16 protein-coding genes are annotated in these 19,054 nt (G+C 64.8%); 8 read left to right on the forward strand and 8 right to left on the reverse strand.

Annotated elements, in window-relative coordinates:
• Nucleotides 1-218 precede the first annotated feature (218 nt).
• Nucleotides 219-4,049 (reverse strand): GGDEF and EAL domain-containing protein, encoded by a 3,831-nt coding sequence (locus NMG10_RS10420; protein WP_232855731.1) that lies wholly within the window; start codon nucleotides 4,047-4,049, stop codon nucleotides 219-221.
• Between the two features lie 250 nt (nucleotides 4,050-4,299).
• On the opposite strand from NMG10_RS10420, the gene NMG10_RS10425 reads away from it, so the two are divergent.
• The 3 genes from NMG10_RS10425 (at nucleotide 4,300) to gdhA (ending at nucleotide 8,218) form a co-directional block, all read left to right on the forward strand.
• On the forward strand, nucleotides 4,300-4,695 hold the full coding sequence (locus NMG10_RS10425; protein ID WP_203650514.1) for a hypothetical protein: 396 nt from the start codon (nucleotides 4,300-4,302) through the stop codon (nucleotides 4,693-4,695).
• 227 nt (nucleotides 4,696-4,922) lie between these two features.
• The gene (ettA, locus tag NMG10_RS10430; RefSeq protein WP_186734197.1) at nucleotides 4,923-6,590 is read left to right on the forward strand and encodes an energy-dependent translational throttle protein EttA; all 1,668 of its coding nucleotides are present in this window, start codon (nucleotides 4,923-4,925) and stop codon (nucleotides 6,588-6,590) included.
• Between the two features lie 287 nt (nucleotides 6,591-6,877).
• Nucleotides 6,878-8,218, forward strand: coding sequence for an NADP-specific glutamate dehydrogenase (gene gdhA / locus NMG10_RS10435; RefSeq protein ID WP_203650517.1), 1,341 nt, complete (start codon nucleotides 6,878-6,880; stop codon nucleotides 8,216-8,218).
• A 134-nt stretch (nucleotides 8,219-8,352) separates the two neighbouring features.
• On the opposite strand, the gene NMG10_RS10440 is transcribed toward gdhA, so the two are convergent.
• The 4 genes from NMG10_RS10440 to NMG10_RS10455 all read right to left on the reverse strand — a co-directional run bounded on the left by NMG10_RS10440 (nucleotide 8,353) and on the right by NMG10_RS10455 (nucleotide 11,877).
• Complete coding sequence (locus tag NMG10_RS10440; protein WP_232855730.1) at nucleotides 8,353-8,850, reverse strand: GreA/GreB family elongation factor; 498 nt, start codon at nucleotides 8,848-8,850, stop codon at nucleotides 8,353-8,355.
• 69 nt (nucleotides 8,851-8,919) lie between these two features.
• Nucleotides 8,920-9,276, reverse strand: a complete 357-nt coding sequence (locus NMG10_RS10445) for a hypothetical protein (RefSeq protein WP_203652588.1) — start codon at nucleotides 9,274-9,276, stop codon at nucleotides 8,920-8,922.
• A 180-nt stretch (nucleotides 9,277-9,456) separates the two neighbouring features.
• Complete coding sequence (locus tag NMG10_RS10450; RefSeq protein ID WP_232855729.1) at nucleotides 9,457-11,310, reverse strand: DUF4105 domain-containing protein; 1,854 nt, start codon at nucleotides 11,308-11,310, stop codon at nucleotides 9,457-9,459.
• A 78-nt stretch (nucleotides 11,311-11,388) separates the two neighbouring features.
• A complete protein-coding gene (locus tag NMG10_RS10455; protein ID WP_028691183.1) occupies nucleotides 11,389-11,877 on the reverse strand; it encodes a DUF3015 domain-containing protein in 489 nt (162 codons plus the stop codon).
• A 254-nt stretch (nucleotides 11,878-12,131) separates the two neighbouring features.
• Between NMG10_RS10455 and NMG10_RS10460 the strand changes: the two genes are divergently transcribed.
• The 5 genes from NMG10_RS10460 to NMG10_RS10480 all read left to right on the forward strand — a co-directional run bounded on the left by NMG10_RS10460 (nucleotide 12,132) and on the right by NMG10_RS10480 (nucleotide 16,972).
• The gene (locus NMG10_RS10460; RefSeq protein WP_203650523.1) at nucleotides 12,132-14,570 is read left to right on the forward strand and encodes a Lon protease family protein; all 2,439 of its coding nucleotides are present in this window, start codon (nucleotides 12,132-12,134) and stop codon (nucleotides 14,568-14,570) included.
• 163 nt (nucleotides 14,571-14,733) lie between these two features.
• Entirely contained in the window at nucleotides 14,734-15,072 is a 339-nt protein-coding gene (locus NMG10_RS10465; protein ID WP_023631147.1) for a hypothetical protein, read from the forward strand.
• A gap of 236 nt (nucleotides 15,073-15,308) precedes the next feature.
• Nucleotides 15,309-15,797: a TIGR00645 family protein gene (locus NMG10_RS10470; protein ID WP_203650525.1), complete on the forward strand. Its 489-nt coding sequence runs from the start codon at nucleotides 15,309-15,311 to the stop codon at nucleotides 15,795-15,797.
• A gap of 166 nt (nucleotides 15,798-15,963) precedes the next feature.
• Entirely contained in the window at nucleotides 15,964-16,269 is a 306-nt protein-coding gene (locus NMG10_RS10475) for a DUF6482 family protein (protein WP_254464310.1), read from the forward strand.
• An 85-nt stretch (nucleotides 16,270-16,354) separates the two neighbouring features.
• Nucleotides 16,355-16,972 carry an FKBP-type peptidyl-prolyl cis-trans isomerase gene (locus NMG10_RS10480; RefSeq protein ID WP_203650529.1) on the forward strand — a complete coding sequence of 206 codons (618 nt, stop codon included), beginning with the start codon at nucleotides 16,355-16,357 and terminating at the stop codon, nucleotides 16,970-16,972.
• Between the two features lie 76 nt (nucleotides 16,973-17,048).
• Here the strand turns inward: NMG10_RS10480 and NMG10_RS10485 are convergent, their stop codons facing one another.
• The 3 genes from NMG10_RS10485 to NMG10_RS10495 form a co-directional block, all read right to left on the reverse strand.
• Nucleotides 17,049-17,294, reverse strand: a complete 246-nt coding sequence (locus NMG10_RS10485; RefSeq protein ID WP_028691179.1) for a hypothetical protein — start codon at nucleotides 17,292-17,294, stop codon at nucleotides 17,049-17,051.
• A gap of 151 nt (nucleotides 17,295-17,445) precedes the next feature.
• Nucleotides 17,446-17,787 carry a zinc ribbon domain-containing protein YjdM gene (locus NMG10_RS10490; RefSeq protein WP_046857186.1) on the reverse strand — a complete coding sequence of 114 codons (342 nt, stop codon included), beginning with the start codon at nucleotides 17,785-17,787 and terminating at the stop codon, nucleotides 17,446-17,448.
• Nucleotides 17,788-17,942: 155 nt separating this feature from the next.
• Nucleotides 17,943-18,911, reverse strand: coding sequence for a polyprenyl synthetase family protein (locus tag NMG10_RS10495; protein ID WP_186712958.1), 969 nt, complete (start codon nucleotides 18,909-18,911; stop codon nucleotides 17,943-17,945).
• Between the last annotated feature and the right edge of the window lie 143 nt (nucleotides 18,912-19,054).

Genomic DNA, 19,054 nt, shown 5'->3' on the forward strand with positions numbered 1-19,054 from the left:
ATGGCCCTCATGTTGCAACCCGCGCCGTTTCTGGGCTGGAGTTGACTTTTGGGTCCGCTTTTCCGGCGCTACGCCGTGCCCTTGTAGGAGCGGCCTTGTGCCGCGAAAGGGCTGCGTAGCAGCCCCAGGATTTCAGCGTTGATGCAAGGTTGGCGGGGACCGCCTTGCGGTCCTTTCGCGGCACAAGGCCGCTCCTACAGGGCCGTGTGGTTTTGCGATTACTGGAACATGAACAACGTCTCGTTGCTGAACTGCGCCTCGAACTGGTTGGCCGGCATCGGCCGGCCGAACAGGTAGCCCTGCACCTCGTCGCAGCCGTGCTCGCGCAGGAACTCCAGCTGCTCGTGGGTTTCCACGCCCTCGGCGATCACCGCCAGGTTGAGGCTGTGGGCCATGGCGATGATTGCCCGGGCGATCTGCGCGTCCTGCTCGCCCTCGGGCAGGCCGTCGACGAAGGTGCGGTCGATCTTGAGCACGTCGATGGGGAACTGCTTGAGGTAGTTGAGCGACGAGTAGCCGGTGCCGAAGTCATCGACCGCGATGCTCAGGCCGAGGTTCTTCAGGCTGTCGAGGATCTGCATGGCCTCGTTGACCTCGCGCATCAGGATGCTCTCGGTCAGCTCCAGCTCCAGGCAGGCCGGGGGCAGCCCGGTTTCCTCGAGGATGGTGGCGATGCGCGTGCCCAGCTGGCCGTCGGAGAACTGCCGGGCGGAAATGTTCACCGACACCTTCGGCACCCGCACCTTCTCCTTGTGCCAGGCCTTGAGCTGGCGGCACGCCTCGCGCAGCACCCAGTCGCCGACGTCGACCACCAGGCCCAGCTCTTCGATCACCGGGATGAAGTCGCCCGGCGGCACCAGGCCGCGGGTTGGGTGGCGCCAGCGCAGCAGCGCCTCGGCGCCGGTCAGGCGCTTGCCGTCGCCGCTGAACTGCGGCTGGTAGTAGAGGATGAACTCGTTCTGCTCCAGGGCATGGCGCAGGTCGCTTTCCAACTCCAGGCGCTCAAGGGCGCTGGCGTTCATGTCCGTCTGGTAGAACTGGAAGTTGTTCTTGCCGCGTTCCTTGGCGTGGTACATCGCCGTGTCGGCGTTCTTCATCAGCTGGCTGAGCTCGCTGCCGTCCTGCGGGCTCAGGGCGATGCCGATACTGGCGGTGACGAAGAACTCGCGGTTTTCCAGGACGAACGGCGTGACCAGCCCCTCGAGGATGTTCTCGGCGACATGGATGGCCCGGTTGAGCGCCTGCTCGCGGCTGGCCTTGGGCTGCAGCAGCAGGGTGAACTCGTCGCCGCCCATGCGCGCCACGGTGTCGTCGTCGTCGACGCAGGCCAGCAGGCGCTCGGCCATGTCCTTGAGCATGCGGTCGCCCGCGGCATGGCCGAGGGAGTCGTTGATCGGCTTGAATCGGTCGAGGTCGAGGAACATCAGCACCACCCAGGCCTTCTGCCGTTCGGCCTGTTGCAGGGCGGTGTACAGGCGGTCCTGGAACAGTGTGCGGTTGGGCAGGTGGGTCAGGGCATCGTAGTAGGCCAGGCGATGGATGCGCTGTTCACTGGCCTTGCGCTCGCTGATATCGGTGAAGAAGCACACGTAGCTGGCCAGGTCGCCCTCGTCGTCGAGCACTGCGGTGATGCCCACCCACGCCGGGTAGTGCTCACCGTTGCGGCGCTTGAGCCAGACCTCGCCTTCCCAGGTGCCGCGCTGGCTCAGTTGCTTGAGCACGTAGCCCAGCTGGGCGCTCTGCTGCTGTTCGACGGTGAGCATGCCGGGCAGCTGGTCGAGTACCTCGGCCACGGCATAGCCGCTGACCCGGCTGAAGGCCTCGTTGGCCTGGACGATATAGCCGGCCGGGTCGGTGATGAGGATCGCCGAGGTGGAGTGTTCGAACACTGTCGCGGCCATGCGCAGGTCTTTCTCGGCCCGGCGCTGCTGGCTGATATCGCGGCCCACGCCAAGCACGCCCTCGAAACGCTCGTGTTCGTCCCACACCAGCACCAGGCGCAATTCGATGGGGATCTTGCGGCCATCGGCGCGCAGGCAGTCGAACAGGAACAGCTGGGTGGGCAGGGTGCTGCGCAACTGGGCCAGTTGCTCACTGTCGCCCAGCACCTTGCTGACCCGCTCCAGCAGGTTGTAGACGCCGCTGAGCTGGGCGGGGTTGGCGACGATCGACTGCCAGCCGTTGGCGAAGATCCAGTCGGCCTGATAGCCCAGCACCGCCTGCACCGAGGGGCTGACGTAGTTCAGCTGCAGCTGGCTGTCGGTGGAGAAGATCACGTCGCTGATGCTCTCGGCGAGCATGCGGTAGCGCTGTTCGCTGTCGCGCAGGGACTCGCTGGCCTCGATCTGCACGGTGACATCCTTGCCCACGCCGATGATGCGGGTGACCAGGCCCTCGCTGTCGCGGGTCAGCACTTGTTCGCGGATGTCGTAGCAGCGCCAGCCGCCGTCACGGTGGCGGAAGCGCAGCTGGCAGTGCAGCGACTCGCCGTAGCTGGTATCGCGCTGCTGCTGGCGCAGGGCGCGGTAGTGCTCGGCGTCGCCGGGGTGCAGGAGCATCTCCCAGAAACGGTCGCCCATCTGTGCCAGCTCCACGCGGTCGTAGCCCAGGGTCTGGCCGAGGTGGCGGTTGCTGAAGATCATCCGCTGGCTGTTGACGTCCTGCACGTAGAGCTGGTCGGGCACGGTGCGCACCACATCCGACCAGAAGCCTTCGCGCTCCAGCAGCGACAGCTCCACCTGCTTGCGGCTGGTGATGTCGCTGATGCTCAGGATCACCGCCTGGTAGTCGCGACGCTGCTGGGGCAGGCGGGCCATCAGCCACAGGTGCAGCTCGCCGCCCAGCGGGGCGGGCAGGCGCACTTCCAGCTCAAGCTGCTGGCGCTCTTCGATCAGCGCGTCGAGCAACTGCATGCCGACACTGTCGCGGCTGTCGCCGCTGCCTTCGATCAGGCGCTGCCAGGCGCCTTCGTGGCAGTCGACGTTGAGCAACTGGCGCGCCACCTGGTTGATCTCGGTGATCTTCAGTTCCGCCAGCAGTGTGCGTCGCAGCCTGGTGTCCAGCGCCAGGCTCTGCTTGAGCGCGGCGCGGTTGCGCAGGTGATAGCGGTCGAGCTGGCCGGGCAGGCTGGAGAGGTCGAGCACGCACAGGGCCACGCCGGTGCCCTCGAAGATTTCCTGGTAGCGTCGGCGATCTTCCTGCAGGGCGCGCTGGCGCCGGCGCATGTTGATCAGCGCCAGCACCGGCAGCAGGGCGCAGAACAGCACCAGCACGCACTTGCCGATCAGCGCCGGCAGCAGTTTGTCGCGGGCAAGGCCGGCGTCGAACAGGCCGCGCAGTTGCCAGGTGCTGTTGTCGATGAACGCAAGCATCACGCTCTGCAGCGGTTCATCGCTGGTCTGGCGGTGGCCGTGGTGCTCGATGACCTCGCCGCTGCGGCTGTTTTCCAGCAGCCACAGGGGGTGGGTGGGGCCGTCCAGGTGACGGGTCAGCTCTGAGTAGTAGTCCGGGCTCAGGCGCAGCAGCCAGTAGCCGCGGTCCTGTTCGGTCGGCTGGCGCAGCAGCAGGTACACCTGTTTATTGTCGGGGCCGTTGCCATAGAAGAAGGCGCGGCCCTGATTCAGTTGCAGGAGGTCGTCAATCAGCTGACGGTCCGGGGTACCGTCGAGGCTGTCGCTGCGCACCTGCCCGGCGGCGTCCAGCCAGGCCAGGTCGCGCAGGGCCGGCAGGCGCGCCTGCAAGGTAGTGAGCAGGCTCGGCAGGGCGGCGGGCGCCGGTGGTTTGACGTAAGGCTGGACCAGGTTCAGCGATTGCTGGGCCTTGAGCGCCATGTTCAGGCTCAGGTGGTCGGCCAGTTCGGCGCTGGTCGCCAGGCTGTGCTGGCGCAGGTCGGCCTGGGTATGGCGGAATTGGGCGAACAGTTGCCACAGCAGCAAGCCCAGCAAAACCAGGGCGAGCAGGGCCAGCGCCCCCTTGAGCGAGCCACGCAGGTGTGCGCCGGCCGAGGTGTCGGCAGGCCGCAGGGATGACGGTTGCGTGAGATTGGTCAAGCGTTGGGTCCTGCGATTGGGCTGGCGATGGCAGGGGTTGGGTTCTCGCAGCATGCACGGCGCGTGCCGTGGTCGCTGCGCACTATAAGACGCAGGCGAGAAGCCGACTAGCATGCCTTCAAATATGGCAAAGTGCCAGTCCGTGTGTCCGCGGTCTGGTCAGCAGCCGGTCATGTCGGTTCGGCAAGCCCCTGCAACCTGTGCGAGAATGCCGCCCGCTTCATAGTCAACGCAACGGAGATGTACGGTTTTGGTTACCCACTATTCCTCCAACGGCCTCGATTCCGCCTGTGGGCGTAGCAGTCAGACCCTGGTCAGCACGGCCGTGGCCGAGGACGTATCCTGCAAGACCTGCCAGCGTTCGCTGGCCAAGCCGGACACGGCTGCCGTCAGTGCCAACAAGACGCCGTCGCTGGCCGAACTGCGCAAACAGGCCAAGCCTGCGGTCGAGCCCGTCGCCCCGGCGCCTGCCAAGCCTGTTGCCGCGCCCGCCAAGGTCGCGAGCAAGCCCGCCGCCGCCAAGGCTGCTGAAAAACCTGCTCGCAGCGGTGGCTTCAGCGTCAAGGCCGCCTGGGCCGCGCGTCTGTCCGAACAGTCGGACCGTTGCCGTTTGCCGCGTGGCAAGGTAAAGCAAGCTCACGTCTGAGCCTGCTCACCCTATCGCGGGTCAAGCCCGCTCCCACGAAACAATGCCGTGGCGTGGGAGCGGGCTTGACCCGCGATAGCCGCCGAGCGGCCCCGCCATCTACCCCATCTGTGCAACGCCGCGACTTGGCGTAGAATGGCCCACTTTGTTCAACGACACCCCGTAACTACATCCCCCTGGCCCATGCCGGGGCGCGTGTCTTTACCTATCTGATAGAGGGCTTGGTTTTGGCTCAATACGTCTACACCATGCATCGGCTGAGCAAGGTCGTGCCGCCGAAGCGGGAAATTCTCAAGAATATTTCCCTGTCGTTCTTCCCGGGCGCCAAGATCGGCGTGCTGGGCCTGAACGGCGCGGGTAAATCGACCCTGCTGCGGATCATGGCAGGCGTCGACAAGGAATTCGACGGCGAAGCCCGTCCGATGCCCGACATCAACGTCGGCTACCTGCCCCAGGAGCCGCAACTGGACCCGACCAAGACCGTGCGTGAAGTGGTCGAGGAAGCGGTCAGCGTGATCAAGGACGCCCAGGCTCGCCTGGACGAGGTCTACGCCGCCTACGCCGACCCGGATGCCGACTTCGACAAGCTGGCCGCCGAGCAGGCCAAGCTCGAGGCCATCCTGCAGGCCGCCGACGGCCACAACCTGGAGCGTCAGCTGGACGTCGCCGCCGACGCCCTGCGCCTGCCGGCCTGGGACGCCAGGATCGAGCACCTGTCCGGTGGCGAGAAGCGCCGCGTGGCCCTGTGCCGCCTGCTGCTGTCGGCTCCCGACATGCTGCTGCTGGACGAACCGACCAACCACCTGGACGCCGACTCGGTGGCCTGGCTTGAGCGTTTCCTCCACGACTTCCCCGGCACCGTGGTGGCGATCACCCACGACCGTTACTTCCTCGACAACGTCGCCGGCTGGATCCTCGAACTGGACCGCGGCGCCGGCATCCCGTACGAAGGCAACTACTCGGGCTGGCTGGAGGCCAAGTCGGATCGTCTGGCCCAGGAATCCAAGCAGCAGAGCGCCCACGAGAAGGCCATGAAAGAGGAACTGGAGTGGGTGCGCAAAGGCGCGAAAGCCCGCCAGTCCAAGTCCAAGGCCCGTCTGCAGCGCTTCGAAGAGATGCAGTCGCAGGAATTCCAGAAGCGCAGCGAGACCAACGAGATCTATATCCCGGCCGGTCCGCGCCTGGGCGACAAGGTCATCGAGTTCAAGAACGTCACCAAGGGCTACGGCGATCGCGTGCTGATCGACAACCTGTCGTTCGCCATGCCCAAGGGCGCCATCGTTGGCGTGATCGGCGGCAACGGTGCCGGTAAGTCGACCCTGTTCCGCATGCTGATGGGCAAGGAGCAACCGGACTCGGGCAGCATCGAGATCGGCGAAACCGTGCAGCTGGCCTGCGTCGACCAGAGCCGCGAGGACCTGGACGGCAGCAAGACCGTGTTCCAGCAGATCTCCGACGGTTCCGACCAGATTCGCATCGGCAGCTACGAGATCCCGTCGCGCACCTACGTCGGCCGCTTCAACTTCAAGGGCGGCGACCAGCAGAAGTTCGTCAAGGACCTCTCCGGTGGTGAGCGTGGCCGCCTGCACCTGGCCCTGACCCTGAAGGAGGGCGGCAACGTCCTGCTGCTCGACGAACCGTCCAACGACCTCGACGTCGAAACCCTGCGTTCCCTGGAGGAAGCCCTGCTGGACTTCCCGGGCGCCGCCATCGTGATTTCCCACGACCGTTGGTTCCTGGACCGTGTGGCCACTCACATCCTGGCGTACGAGGACGACTCGAGCGTGGTGTTCTTCGAGGGCAACTACACCGAGTACGAAGCCGACCGCAAGAAGCGCCTGGGCGACGCCGCTGCCCAGCCGCACCGTGTGCGTCACAAGAAACTGGCCCAGTAAGGCGGTTTCGGTTGCACAAGAATGGGGCCCTTCGGGGCCCCATTTTTGTGCCTGGAATATGCTGTTTGTTTTGTTTGCGTGGGAGCGGGCTTGCCCCGCGATGGCTCGCGCTCAGGCAATCGCGGGGCAAGCCCGCTCTCACGATTCAGTCATTGATTCTGTATACACTTATAGAAATTGCACCAAATAATTTCATAAAAACGACATCTCGCCCTGTTCCAGTGCGATTGGTTCTTGGTACATTCGGGAAAAAACCAAAAACAATCCCTCTTGGTGAGATGTCTACCATGATCGAATCTGTCGACGATTTCCTGGCCCGCCTGCAACAGCGCGACCCGGCCCAGCCCGAGTTCCACCAGGCCGTGGAGGAGGTGCTGCGCAGCCTGTGGCCTTTCCTCGAAGCCAATCCTCACTACCTGCAGGCGGGCATCCTCGAGCGCATGGTCGAGCCCGAGCGCGCCGTGCTGTTTCGTGTGTCGTGGGTCGATGATCAGGGCAAGGTCCAGGTCAACCGCGGCTACCGCATCCAGATGAGCAGCGCCATCGGCCCGTACAAGGGCGGCCTGCGTTTCCACCCGTCGGTGAACCTGGGCGTGCTCAAGTTCCTGGCCTTCGAGCAGGTGTTCAAGAATTCGCTGACCTCGCTGCCCATGGGCGGCGGCAAGGGCGGTTCGGACTTCGATCCGAAGGGCAAGAGCGACGCCGAAGTGATGCGCTTCTGCCAGGCATTCATGAGCGAGCTGTACCGTCACATCGGCGCCGACCTTGACGTGCCGGCCGGTGACATCGGCGTCGGCGCCCGCGAGATCGGCTTCCTGTTCGGTCAGTACAAGCGCCTGGCCAACCAGTTCACCTCGGTGCTGACCGGCAAGGGCATGACCTACGGCGGCAGCCTGATCCGTCCGGAGGCCACCGGCTACGGCTGCGTGTATTTCGCCGAAGAGATGCTCAAGCGCCAGGACAAGCGCATCGACGGTCGCCGCGTGGCGATCTCTGGCTCCGGCAACGTTGCCCAGTACGCCGCGCGCAAGGTCATGGACCTGGGCGGCAAGGTCATCTCGCTGTCCGACTCCGAAGGCACCCTGTTCTGTGAAGCCGGGCTGAGCGACGCGCAATGGGATGCGCTGATGGAACTGAAGAACGTCAAGCGTGGCCGCCTCAGCGAGCTGGCCGGGCCGTTCGGCCTGGAGTTCCGCAAGGGGCAGACGCCGTGGAGCCTGCCGTGCGACATCGCCCTGCCGTGCGCCACCCAGAACGAGCTGAACGCCGAGGACGCCCGTACCCTGCTGCGCAACGGCTGCATCTGCGTGGCCGAGGGCGCCAACATGCCGACTACCCTGGAGGCTGTGGATATCTTCATCGAGGCCGGCATCCTCTATGCGCCGGGCAAGGCTTCCAACGCCGGTGGCGTGGCCGTGTCGGGCCTTGAGATGTCGCAGAACGCCATGCGCCTGCTGTGGACTGCAGGCGAGGTGGACAGCAAGCTGCACCACATCATGCAGTCGATCCACCATGCGTGCGTGCATTATGGGGAAGAGGCTGATGGCCGCATCAACTATGTGAAAGGCGCCAACATCGCGGGCTTTGTGAAAGTCGCCGATGCCATGCTGGCCCAGGGCGTGGTCTGATCTCGGATCGCAGGGGCCGCTCTGCGGCCCTTTCGCGGCACAAGGCCGCTCCTACAGGTACAGCGCATGGTCCAATCTTTGCGCAATACCTGTAGGAGCGGCCTTGTGCCGCGAAAGGGCTGCAAAGCAGCCCCTCAACCCTCAACCTCGATCCCGGCAATCTCGATCATCTGATCCCCCGCCGGCCTTCGCCACAACACCTCATCCCCAGGCCCCGCCCCCAGCAACGCCCGCCCCAGCGGTGAGCCCCAGTTGATCAGCCCATGCTGCGCATCTGCCTGGTCCTCGCCCACCAGTTGCACCTGATGCTCCTGGCCATTCTCATCGACAAAGCGCACCCGGCTGCCAATCTGTACCTTCTGCGTGGACGTGGCAGTAGGCACCACCTGCGCACTTTGTACGCGGGCGTTGAAGTAGCGCAGGTCACGCTCGGTATCGGCCAATCGCTGTCGGTCGGCGCGCTCGCCCTGCGCTTGCAGCTCGCCGCGTAGCGCATTGAGCGCGGCCAGCCGTTGCTGCAACTGGGCAAGACCGCTGGCAGTGACATAGTTGGGCTGGTCGCTGACGCGTCGCTCCACCGGCTGGCTGGCCTGGGCGGCGGCCTGGTCCTCGTTGACGAATGCTCGGCTCATGCAAAGGCCTCCTTGTACTGGAGACCATGGTGGCAGGTTGCGGGTTGCAACGGTTGTCCGTTTGCGACGTCACTTGCGGCGATAGGCGCGGGCGGCGTCCTGGTCCTTTTCCTGCTGCCAGTCGCGGTCGCGCTCATCCCAGTAGCGTTCGCGGTATTCGCGCAGGTCTTCGTTGGACTGCATCGAGTGGCACTGGCGAAAGCCGTCGTCCCAGCCGCTTTCGTACTGGCGATTGCGCAGGTAGCGCGGGACATCCTTGCGAAAGTCGCCGGCCATCAGCCCGGCGGCCTGGCGACCGCTGCTGCAGCCGTCCTGGAAGCCGTCGGCGTAGGCGGGGGGATAGCCTTGATTGACCATCTGTTCGTGGGTGGTCTCGCACCCCGCCAGCAGTAACACGACGCACAATCCCAACCCGTACCGCAACATGGCCACCAGCCCCTCGGAGTGATAGCGCAAAGTCTAGGAGGGGAATTGTCGGCGCGATGTCAAAACGCTGTCGAAGGATTGCACCTGGACCGCTTTGCGGTCCTTTCGCGGCGCAAGGCTGCTCCTACAGTGTAGGAGCGGCCTCGTGCCGCGAAAGGGCTGCGCAGCGACCCCACGGTTTCAATACTGATACCACTTCAGTTCCAGCATCACCTCGTTCTGCGCCGTGGCCAGATGACTGAACTGCCGCGAAGCGCTCAACCTCAGCCCCAGGTCACGGCTAATCTCCCACTGCTGGTTCAGGCTAACGCTGCGCCGTACCTCGCCATTGGCAAAGTAATCCCCCTTGGCCTCCAGGGTCAGGTTGCCCAGCGGATTGCGCCACAGCAGCCCGCCATTGAACCCGGCCGCCGGCGAGATGAACTCGGCGAAATCATTGTGGTGTTCAACCCGCACTGTACCCAGGGCAAAGCCCAGCAGGTCGTCGCCCAGCTGCCAGGTGCCGCCGGCGCCGCCGTTGACATGGCTGACCAGCACCTCGTCGTCGTGCTTGCCCGGCACCCGCTCCAGGCCCCCGGCGACCTGCCACGACCAGGGCTTGAGCAACTCATTGCGCGGGGTCAGCGAGCGGATGGTGGCCAGGTCCAGGCGCTGCACCTGCCAGTCGTTGCCCTCGTACTGGCGCAGCTTGAGCTGGAGGATCTCGATCTGCGCGCCCAGCGGGAAGCCATACAGGTTGTCGTTGAGGTCGTGATAGGCCATGCGCAGGCCGTACTCGGCATAGGCGCGGTCCTCGCGGCTGCCGACCCCCAGTTGCCAGGTGCGCGACTGGTGGCCGTCCTCGGGCAGGCCTGGACGCTCGATCGCCAGCGGTGGCGGCGGGTTGCGGTTGATCGCCTTGAGCAGTTCGAAACTGCGCGCGGCCTGGGCCGGGTCGCGTTCCTGGCCGTTGGCCCGGTAGCGTTCCAGGCGGTAGGCGGCATCCTGCACCAGCGCCTGGCGCTCGCGGGGCAGGGCGGTGAAGTCAGGACTCTGCAGCTGGGCGGTGTCGGCGCTGATGGCCAAAACCTGCTGTTTCTCCTCATGGTCCAGCGGCTCGGCGCGGGCCAGCAGCTCGCGCTCGCGGGAGGGGCGGTAGCGCACGTCGGAGACCAGCCCCGACTGCTTGACCGCCTTGACCGTGTCGGTGGGAATGGCGGTCAGCGGGAACTGCGAGGTCAGGTCCAGGCTCGGGCGTGCCACCTGCAGCAGTTCCAGCAGGCGGTAGGAGCAGTTCTCGTCGAAGAAGAAGTAGTCGAACTTGATCTGCTTGAGCTCCCACACGTGCTCGACCATGCGTCCGGTCTCCTCGGGCGTCAGGTCCAACTGGTATTCCCACAGGTCGCGGTTTTCCAGGCTGCGGTACTCGGAGAGCTTCTCCTGGTAGGGCATCATCGCGAACAGGCCGGGATAGCCACCCATCAGGCCCTTCCAGGCATAGAGGATGCTGTTGTCGCTGCCTTCGATGTAGGCGCCGAAGTTGATCGCGTAACTCAGCAGCGTGGTGTCGTCGCGGCGGGTGTTGGACTGGTCGATGCGCAGCAGCGTGTGGCCGAACATCGACGACGGGCTGTTGAGGTAGGCCGCTGGGAAGATCAGCGTTGCGCTGTGCGGGTCGATGGATTTGTACCAGGTCTTGAATTCCTGGCAGTCCGGGCTCGGCAGGCCGGTGAGGTCCAGCTGCTCGCGCAGCCAGCGGGTGCGTGCGGGGAACACGCACTGGGCATGCTTGTCGCCCAGGCTGGCCGGGGCGTACAGGGCGGCGACCGTGGCCTGCAGCTCCAGGTCCGGGTGATGGGCGCCATCTTCGGCGAGGAAGAAGCGTCGATCGTCCACATAGCTGCGCCAGCCGCCGAGCTTGGCGGTCTCGTAGTGCCCGAGGGCGATCCAGTAGGGCGTGGCCGCCAACTGCTGGACGCGGGCCGGGTCGAGCTGGGGTGCGGCATGAATCGGTGCGCTGACGAGCAGCGCCAGGGAAGCGAGGCGTTTGAGCATGTCGGGCAACTACATCCTGATGATGCCGGAAGGTGAAGCGCCAAACCCGCCCCGCAACCGGGGCGGGAGGCGTGGAACTCAAGCCTCGGTGGCGTACTTGGCCAGTTGCGGGTCGCTCTTGAGCACGGCCAGGGTGTTGGAGTGGACAGTCTCGGCAGTCACGTCGGCGCTGCTGAAGATCTGCTGGAAGTGCTCATGGGTGACGGCGGCGAAGCGCGCGCGGTCTTCAGGGGCTACACCGAGGACCACGGCATAGGTGGTCAGGGCTTCGCCCTGGCCCTGGGCCATGTCTTCGGAGAGCTCGTTCATCATGCCGTTCATGGCGAACCAGGATTTGCCGCCATAGGTGAGCGCGGCCTTGGTCGAGCAGCCGTTGGTGCCCGAGGTCATGCCGAAGGTTGCGTTGCCGGAGGTGCCGTTGGTGGTGGAAGCCAGGAAGTGGGCCGGTGTGCCGCGCTGGCCCTCGAACAGCAGGTTGCCCCAGCCGCAGTTCGGGCCGCCCGGCGCTTCGGCCATGGCGTTGATCGAGACAGCGGCGAACAGAGTACCCAGAAGAATCCGTTTCATAGCGTTGTTCTCTTTCTCAAGTGACGTACCAATGGTCAGGGTTCTGGCAACGCGGTTGCCAGGGCGGGAGGATTTCCATCCCCCTGCGCAGCTTGGAGTTTAGGCACGATCCAAAGGTTGCGTTGTTTATTGCGAAAAATTGCTTGCGCGATCGGCCATGTTGGGCTGTGACATAAAGTCCCACGGAGCCTTGCCGCTGCGCGCTGGCGGCGCCAGAATGCCTTCCATCCGCCCCGCCGAAGTAAGGAAACCCAATGCCCGATTCTGTCGCCTCGCGCCTGCGTCTCGCGCCCGAAGCCCTGACCCGGCGTTTCTCCGCTGAACAGTTCGCTTTCTCCAACACCGACGACCTGGAGCCGTTTCGTGGCGTCCTGGGCCAGGAGCGTGCCGTCGAGGCCCTGCAGTTCGGCGTGGCCATGCCGCGCCCCGGTTACAACGTGTATGTGATGGGCGAGCCCGGCACGGGCCGCTTCTCGTTCGTCAAGCGTTACCTCAAGGCCGAAGGCAAGCGCCAGCACACCCCGGCCGACTGGCTGTACGTCAACAACTTCGAGGACTCCCGCGAGCCCCGCGCCCTCGAGCTGCCGTCCGGCAGCGCCCATGAGTTCATCAGCGACATGAACGGGCTGATCGACAACTTGCTGGCTACCTTCCCGGCGGTGTTCGAGCACCCGTCCTACCAGCAGAAGAAGAGCGCCATCGACCGCGCCTTCAACCAGCGTTACGACCGGGCGCTGGACGTGATCGAACGGGCCTCGCTGGAAAAGGACGTGGCCCTGTACCGCGACAGCAGCAATGTCGCCTTCACCCCCATGGCCGATGGCAAGGCGCTGGATGAAGCCGAATTCGCCCAACTGCCGGAGGCGTTGCGCGAGCGCTTCCACGAGGACATCGCCGAGCTGGAGGAACGCCTGAACGAGGAGCTCTCCAGCCTGCCGCAGTGGAAGCGCGAATCGAACAACCAGTTGCGCCAGCTCAATGAAGAGACCATCACCCTCGCCCTGCAGCCGCTGCTGGCGCCGCTGTCGGAGAAGTACGCGGAAAACGCCGCAGTGTGCGCCTACCTGCAATCGGTGCAGCTGAACCTGCTGCGCACCGTGGTCGAGCAGTTGGTCGATGACAGCAAGACCGACGCCGTGGCGCGCAAGATGCTCGAGGAGCAGTACGCGCCCAACCTGGTGGTCGGCCATCCCGGCAAGGGCGGGGCGCCGGTGGTGTTCGAGCCGCACCCGACCTACGACAACCTGTTCGGCCGCATTGAATACAGCACCGACCAGGGCGCGTTGTACACCTCCTACCGCCAGTTGCGCGCGGGGGCGTTGCACCGCGCCAACGGCGGCTTCCTGATCCTGGAAGCGGAGAAGATGCTCGGCGAGCCGTTCGTGTGGGACGCCCTCAAGCGCGCCCTGCAATCGCGCAAGCTGAAGATGGAGTCGCCGCTGGGCGAACTGGGTCGTGTCGCCACCGTCAGCCTGACGCCGCAGATGATCCCGCTCAGCGTCAAGCTGGTGATCATCGGCTCGCGCCAGCTGTACTACGCGCTGCAGGACCACGACTCGGACTTCCAGGAGATGTTCCGGGTGCTGGTGGATTTCGACGAAGACATGCCCATGGTCGACGAGAACCTGGAGCAGTTCGCCCAGCTGTTGCGCACCCGCACCAACGAAGAGGGCATGGCGCCTTTGACCAGCGATGCGGTGGCGCGCCTGGCCACCTACAGCGCGCGCCTGGCCGAGAACCAGTCGCGGTTGTCGGCACGGATCGGCGACCTGTTCCAGCTGGTCAGCGAGGCGGACTTCATCCGCCAGCTGGCCAACGAGGCCATGACCGATGCCGGCCACATCGAGCGCGCGCTCAAGGCCAAGGCCCAGCGCACCGGGCGGGTGTCGCAGCGGGTGCTCGACGACATGCTCGCCGGGATCATCCTGATCGACACCGAAGGCGCGGCGATCGGCAAGTGCAACGGCCTGACCGTGCTCGAGGTCGGTGATTCGGCGTTCGGCATGCCGGCGCGGATTTCCGCCACCGTCTACCCCGGCGGCAGCGGCATCGTCGACATCGAGCGCGAGGTCAACCTCGGCCAGCCGATCCACTCCAAGGGGGTGATGATCCTCACCGGCTACCTGGGCAGCCGCTACGCCCAGGAGTTCCCCCTGGCGATCTCGGCGAGCATCGCCCTGGAGCAGTCCTACGGCTACGTCGATGGCGACAGCGCCTCGCTGGGCGAGGCCTGCACACTGATTTCGGCGCTGTCGCGCACGCCGCTCAAGCAGTGCTTCGCCATCACCGGCTCGATCAACCAGTTCGGCGAGGTGCAGGCGGTCGGCGGGGTCAACGAGAAGATCGAAGGCTTCTTCCGTCTCTGCGAGGCCCGTGGCCTGACCGGCGAACAGGGCGTGATCATCCCGCGGGCCAACGTCGCCACACTGATGCTCGACGAGCGGGTGGTGCAGGCGGTCGAGGCCGGGCGCTTCCATGTCTACGCCGTCAGCCAGGCCGACGAGGCGCTGAGCCTGCTGGTCGGCGAGGAAGCCGGCGCGGTCGACGACAAGGGCGAATTCGCCGAGGGCAGCGTCAACGCCCGGGTGGTCGAGCGCCTGCGGGTGATCGCCGAGATGATCAGCGAGGAGGAGATCAAGGAGGCCGAGAAGGAGCGCATGGAGGAGGTCATCGCCCAGGCCAAGCCTGCCTGAGTCAATAAACCGGCGCTGGCGGCCATGTGCTACCGTTCAGCGCCGGTTTTCCAACTTTTCCCTCAGCTCGGCTAAAGTGGAACTTAAGGACGTTGTCAGGGTTCAGGATGGAAACAGCCTGAGGGTTTCAGGCTGAACAGGGCTTTACAGAGGGGACGCCGCCATGCGCAACCTCAGCCTCACCCGCCAGTGCCTGGGCCTGGTGACCCGCATCGAATGCAGCATCCGTCCGCTGGCCGGGGACAACGGCATGTGGACCTTGCTGTTCGCCGCCGGCATGGCCGGCGAACAACCCTCGGCGATCAAGGCCCAGGGCCCGTTCCATGGGCCGATGGTGGCCGAGTCGGTGATGAACGCCATCGTCGACAGCCTCACCCTTCATGGTTATCAGGTCGCGGAAGACCCGCAGATCTGGTGCCTGCACCTGCAGGCGCAGTTGCGCCGGATCAACGGTGAGCGTTGCCGCAATCTTGGGGACTATCAGTTCCATCCGGAGACCTGAGCGTCTTTGCTGTGGAACCAGGTTCCCGTGGGAGCGGGCTTGCCCCGCGATAAAGGCCCGGCCTGGCCATTGTGACAAGATGGCTGGCGCCATCGCGGGGCAAGCCCGCTCCCACGAAGTCGTCTCCACAAAGCCCGTTCCCACGTGCGGCAACCAGCCGCAGGCTTTTGCTGTCACAGGTGGCTGGCTATACTCGCGCTCGCTTTTCCAGTCACTTCACGAGTCCCCTACTGTCCATGGAACGTATCCTCGAAAACGCGATGTATGCCTCACGCTGGCTGCTCGCCCCGATCTACTTCGGCCTCTCGCTTGGCCTGCTGGCACTGGCCCTGAAGTTCTTCCAGGAAATCATCCATGTCCTGCCCAACGTCTTCACCCTCGCCGAAGCCGACCTGATCCTGGTGATCCTGTCGCTGATCGACATGTCGCTGGTCGGCGGCCTGTTGGTGATGGTGATGATCTCGGGCTACGAGAACTTCGTCTCGCAGCTGGACATCGACGACAGCAAGGAGAAGCTCAACTGGCTCGGCAAGATGGATTCTTCGTCGCTGAAGATGAAGGTCGCCGCGTCCATCGTCGCCATCTCGTCGATCCACCTGCTGCGGGTGTTCATGGATGCGCAGAACATCTCCACCGACTACCTGATGTGGTACGTGATCATCCACATGACCTTCGTCATCTCGGCGTTTGTCATGGGTTATTTGGATCGCATTACCAAGCACTGATTGGTTTGGGCGCTATCGCGGGGCAAGCCCGCTCCCACGCAACCCTCAAGGTATGCGTGGGAGCGGGCTTGCCCCGCGATCTTTCTGACCGACGGCAGCTTGTGCTTTCGCCGTTGTCGTACAAAAAATGAGCACTCATGCGTGGTTCCCGCAGCGAGGTACGCCCATGAACCTGCATCAGCTCAATACCGAGGCCAGGGCTGGCCATGTCGACGAACTCAACCTGATCGCCATCGAAGGTGGTGACTACCTGCTCGAGGCCCGGGTCAAGGGCCGTCCCCACCCATTGGACGATGCGCGTGGCAAGCGCTTGCGCGTGCATTCGGTCGAAGACGCGCGTCAGCTCCTGCAAGCGCTTCCCCTGCTGTCGATGAACCTGGTTCACTGGTCCGTGCAGGATGAGATGTGTGGCCTGGGTCTGCACCCGGAAGAAGACCTCAAGGTCCCGATTTCCCAGCGTTCGGCCTGGTAGCTGCTTCGCGCGGCACCAGTGTGCTAGGCTGCTCGCCCTTTTCATTAGGGCGCGGATGCAGTGCGCCCTTAAGCGGAGCAAGCCAATGTCCGAACTCAACCTGTCCACCGACGAATCCCGCGTCAGCTACGGCATCGGCCGCCAACTGGGCGGCCAGCTGCGTGACAACCCGCCACCAGGCGTCAACCTGAACGCTATCGTTGCCGGCCTGACCGACGCCTTCAACGGCGCCGACAGCCGCGTCAGCGAAGAAGACCTGTCGGCCGCCTTCAAGGTCATCCGCGAAGTGATGCAGGCCGAAGCCGCAGCCAAGGCCGAAGCCGCCGCTGCCGCCGGCAAGGACTTCCTGGCCTTCAACGCCAAGCGCGAAGGCATCGTGACCCTGGCCTCGGGCCTGCAGTACGAAGTGCTGACCGCAGGCGAAGGCGCCAAGCCGACCCGCGAAGACAACGTGCGTACCCACTACCACGGTACCCTGATCGACGGCACCGTGTTCGACAGCTCCTACGAGCGCGGCCAGCCGGCCGAATTCCCGGTCGGTGGTGTGATCGCTGGCTGGACCGAGGCCCTGCAGCTGATGAACGCCGGCAGCAAATGGCGCCTGTACGTGCCGAGCGAGCTGGCCTACGGCGCCCAGGGCGTCGGCAGCATCCCGCCGCACAGCACCCTGGTGTTCGACGTCGAGCTGCTCGACGTTCTGTAATGCCTGATCGCGGGTCAAGCCCGCTCCCACGAAGTAGCAGAGCACCAGTGGGAGCGGGCTTGACCCGCGATGCCTTTCAGTTCCAATCCGTTCCCCCCGGGCGCAACGCCCGCGCATAGCAGAACAGAAACAGATTCCTCACCAGCTCCTTGAGCACCCCGGGTTCACTCGAATTCAACCCCGTGAGGTCCAGGTCACCCTGGTCACGCAGTTCGTCGAGCGCGTCTTCCTCGAGTACGGCGCACACTTCGCCAGTCTCGCGGTGGAGGATACGCAGGTAGGGGTGGGGGCGGTCGAGCCAGGCGTCGATCAGATAGGTCATGGCTATTCTCCTTGGATAGCGTTTCCAATGAGAATAATTCTTATTATCAAAATAGCAAGGGACTATTGGAAGAAATCTTCCAAATGGTGCAGGCGATCCTGTTGCAGGATCTGTCAGGGCCGCCCGCAGGGCAGCCCCGAGGGGCAGGAGATCAGACCTTGCGCACGAACTCGGACTTGAGCTTCATCGCGCCGATGCCGTCGATCTTGCAGTCGATGTCGTGGTCGCCATCGCACAGACGGATGTTCTTGACCTTGGTGCCGACCTTGACCACCAGGGACGAGCCCTTGACCTTGAGGTCCTTGATCACGGTGACGGTGTCGCCGTCCTGCAGGACGTTGCCGACCGAATCCTTCTTCACCACGTCGTCGCTGGCGGCTTCGGCTTCGCCGTTGGCCGACCACTCGTGGGCGCATTCGGGGCAGATCAGTTGGGTGCCATCCTCATAGGTGTATTCGGAGTTGCATTGGGGGCAGGGTGGCAGAGTGCTCACGGCTTTTCCTTTCAAGTACAGGCGGGTAAAGGCGCACATTGTATAAGGTTTTGGTGCTGGCTGCACAAATGCATCGCGGGGCAAGCCCGCTCCCACGCCATGATGTGTGCTGGCGTGGGAGCGGGCTTGCCCCGCGATGAGGGTGTTGCGATGAATCAGTGGGTGCGTGCGACCGCGAACTCGCTCAGCTCGACCAGGGCATCCCGGTACTCGCTGGCCGGCAGCACTTCCAGGCAGGCGATGGCGCGGGCGACGTAGTCGCGGGCCATCTGCGCGGTGTAGTCCAGGGCGCCGGATGCCTCGACGGCGATGCGGATCTGCTCCAGGTCTTCCAGGCCACCTTTCTGGATCGCCTGGCGCACCAGCGCGGCCTGCTCCGGGGTGCCTTCGCGCATGGTGTAGATCAGCGGCAGGGTCGGCTTGCCTTCGGCCAGGTCGTCGCCGACGTTCTTGCCCAGGGTCTCGGAGTCGCCCTTGTAGTCGAGCAGGTCGTCGACCAGCTGGAAGGCCACGCCCAGGTGGTCGCCGAAAGTGCGCAGTGCTTCGCGCTGCTCGTCGGTGGCGCCGGCCAGCGCGGCGGCGCTGTGGGTCGAGGCCTCGAACAGCATCGCGGTCTTGCCGCGGATGACGTCCATGTACACCTCTTCGGTGGTGCTGGCGTCGCGCACGCGCGACAGCTGCAGCACTTCACCCTCGGCGATCACCCGGGTGGCCTTGGAGAGGATCTGCATGACCGGCATCGAGCCCAGCTCGACCATCATCTCGAACGAGCGCGAATAGAGGAAGTCGCCCACCAGCACGCTCGGCGCGTTGCCCCACAGGGCGTTGGCGGTGGAGCGGCCACGGCGCATGCCGGACATGTCGACCACGTCGTCGTGCAGCAAGGTGGCGGTGTGCAGGAACTCGATGGTTGCCGCCAGCAGGCGCAGGTCGTCGCCTTCGCGGCCCAGGGCCTTGCCGCACAGCAGCACCAGCAGCGGGCGCAGGCGTTTGCCGCCGGCGGAGGTGATATAGTCGCCGATCTTCGATACCAGCGGGACGCGCGAGGTCAGCTGCTTCTTGATGATCTCGTCGACGGCGCTGAAATCATCAGCTACCGCGCGGTAGAAGGATTGGGGTTGCATCGGCTGCTCCATTGAGGTTGCGCGGCATGCTAGGTCGCAGGTATCGGTGTGTCAAGGCGCGGTGGCCGTGGCCCCGGGCCGGTACTTGCAAGCATTTATGGGGTTGCGTACAATCGCGCACCCTAACTTCCTGGGCAGCACCT

This window comes from Pseudomonas sp. DVZ6, assembly GCF_024259445.1.
Lineage (GTDB): Bacteria > Pseudomonadota > Gammaproteobacteria > Pseudomonadales > Pseudomonadaceae > Aquipseudomonas > Aquipseudomonas peradeniyensis.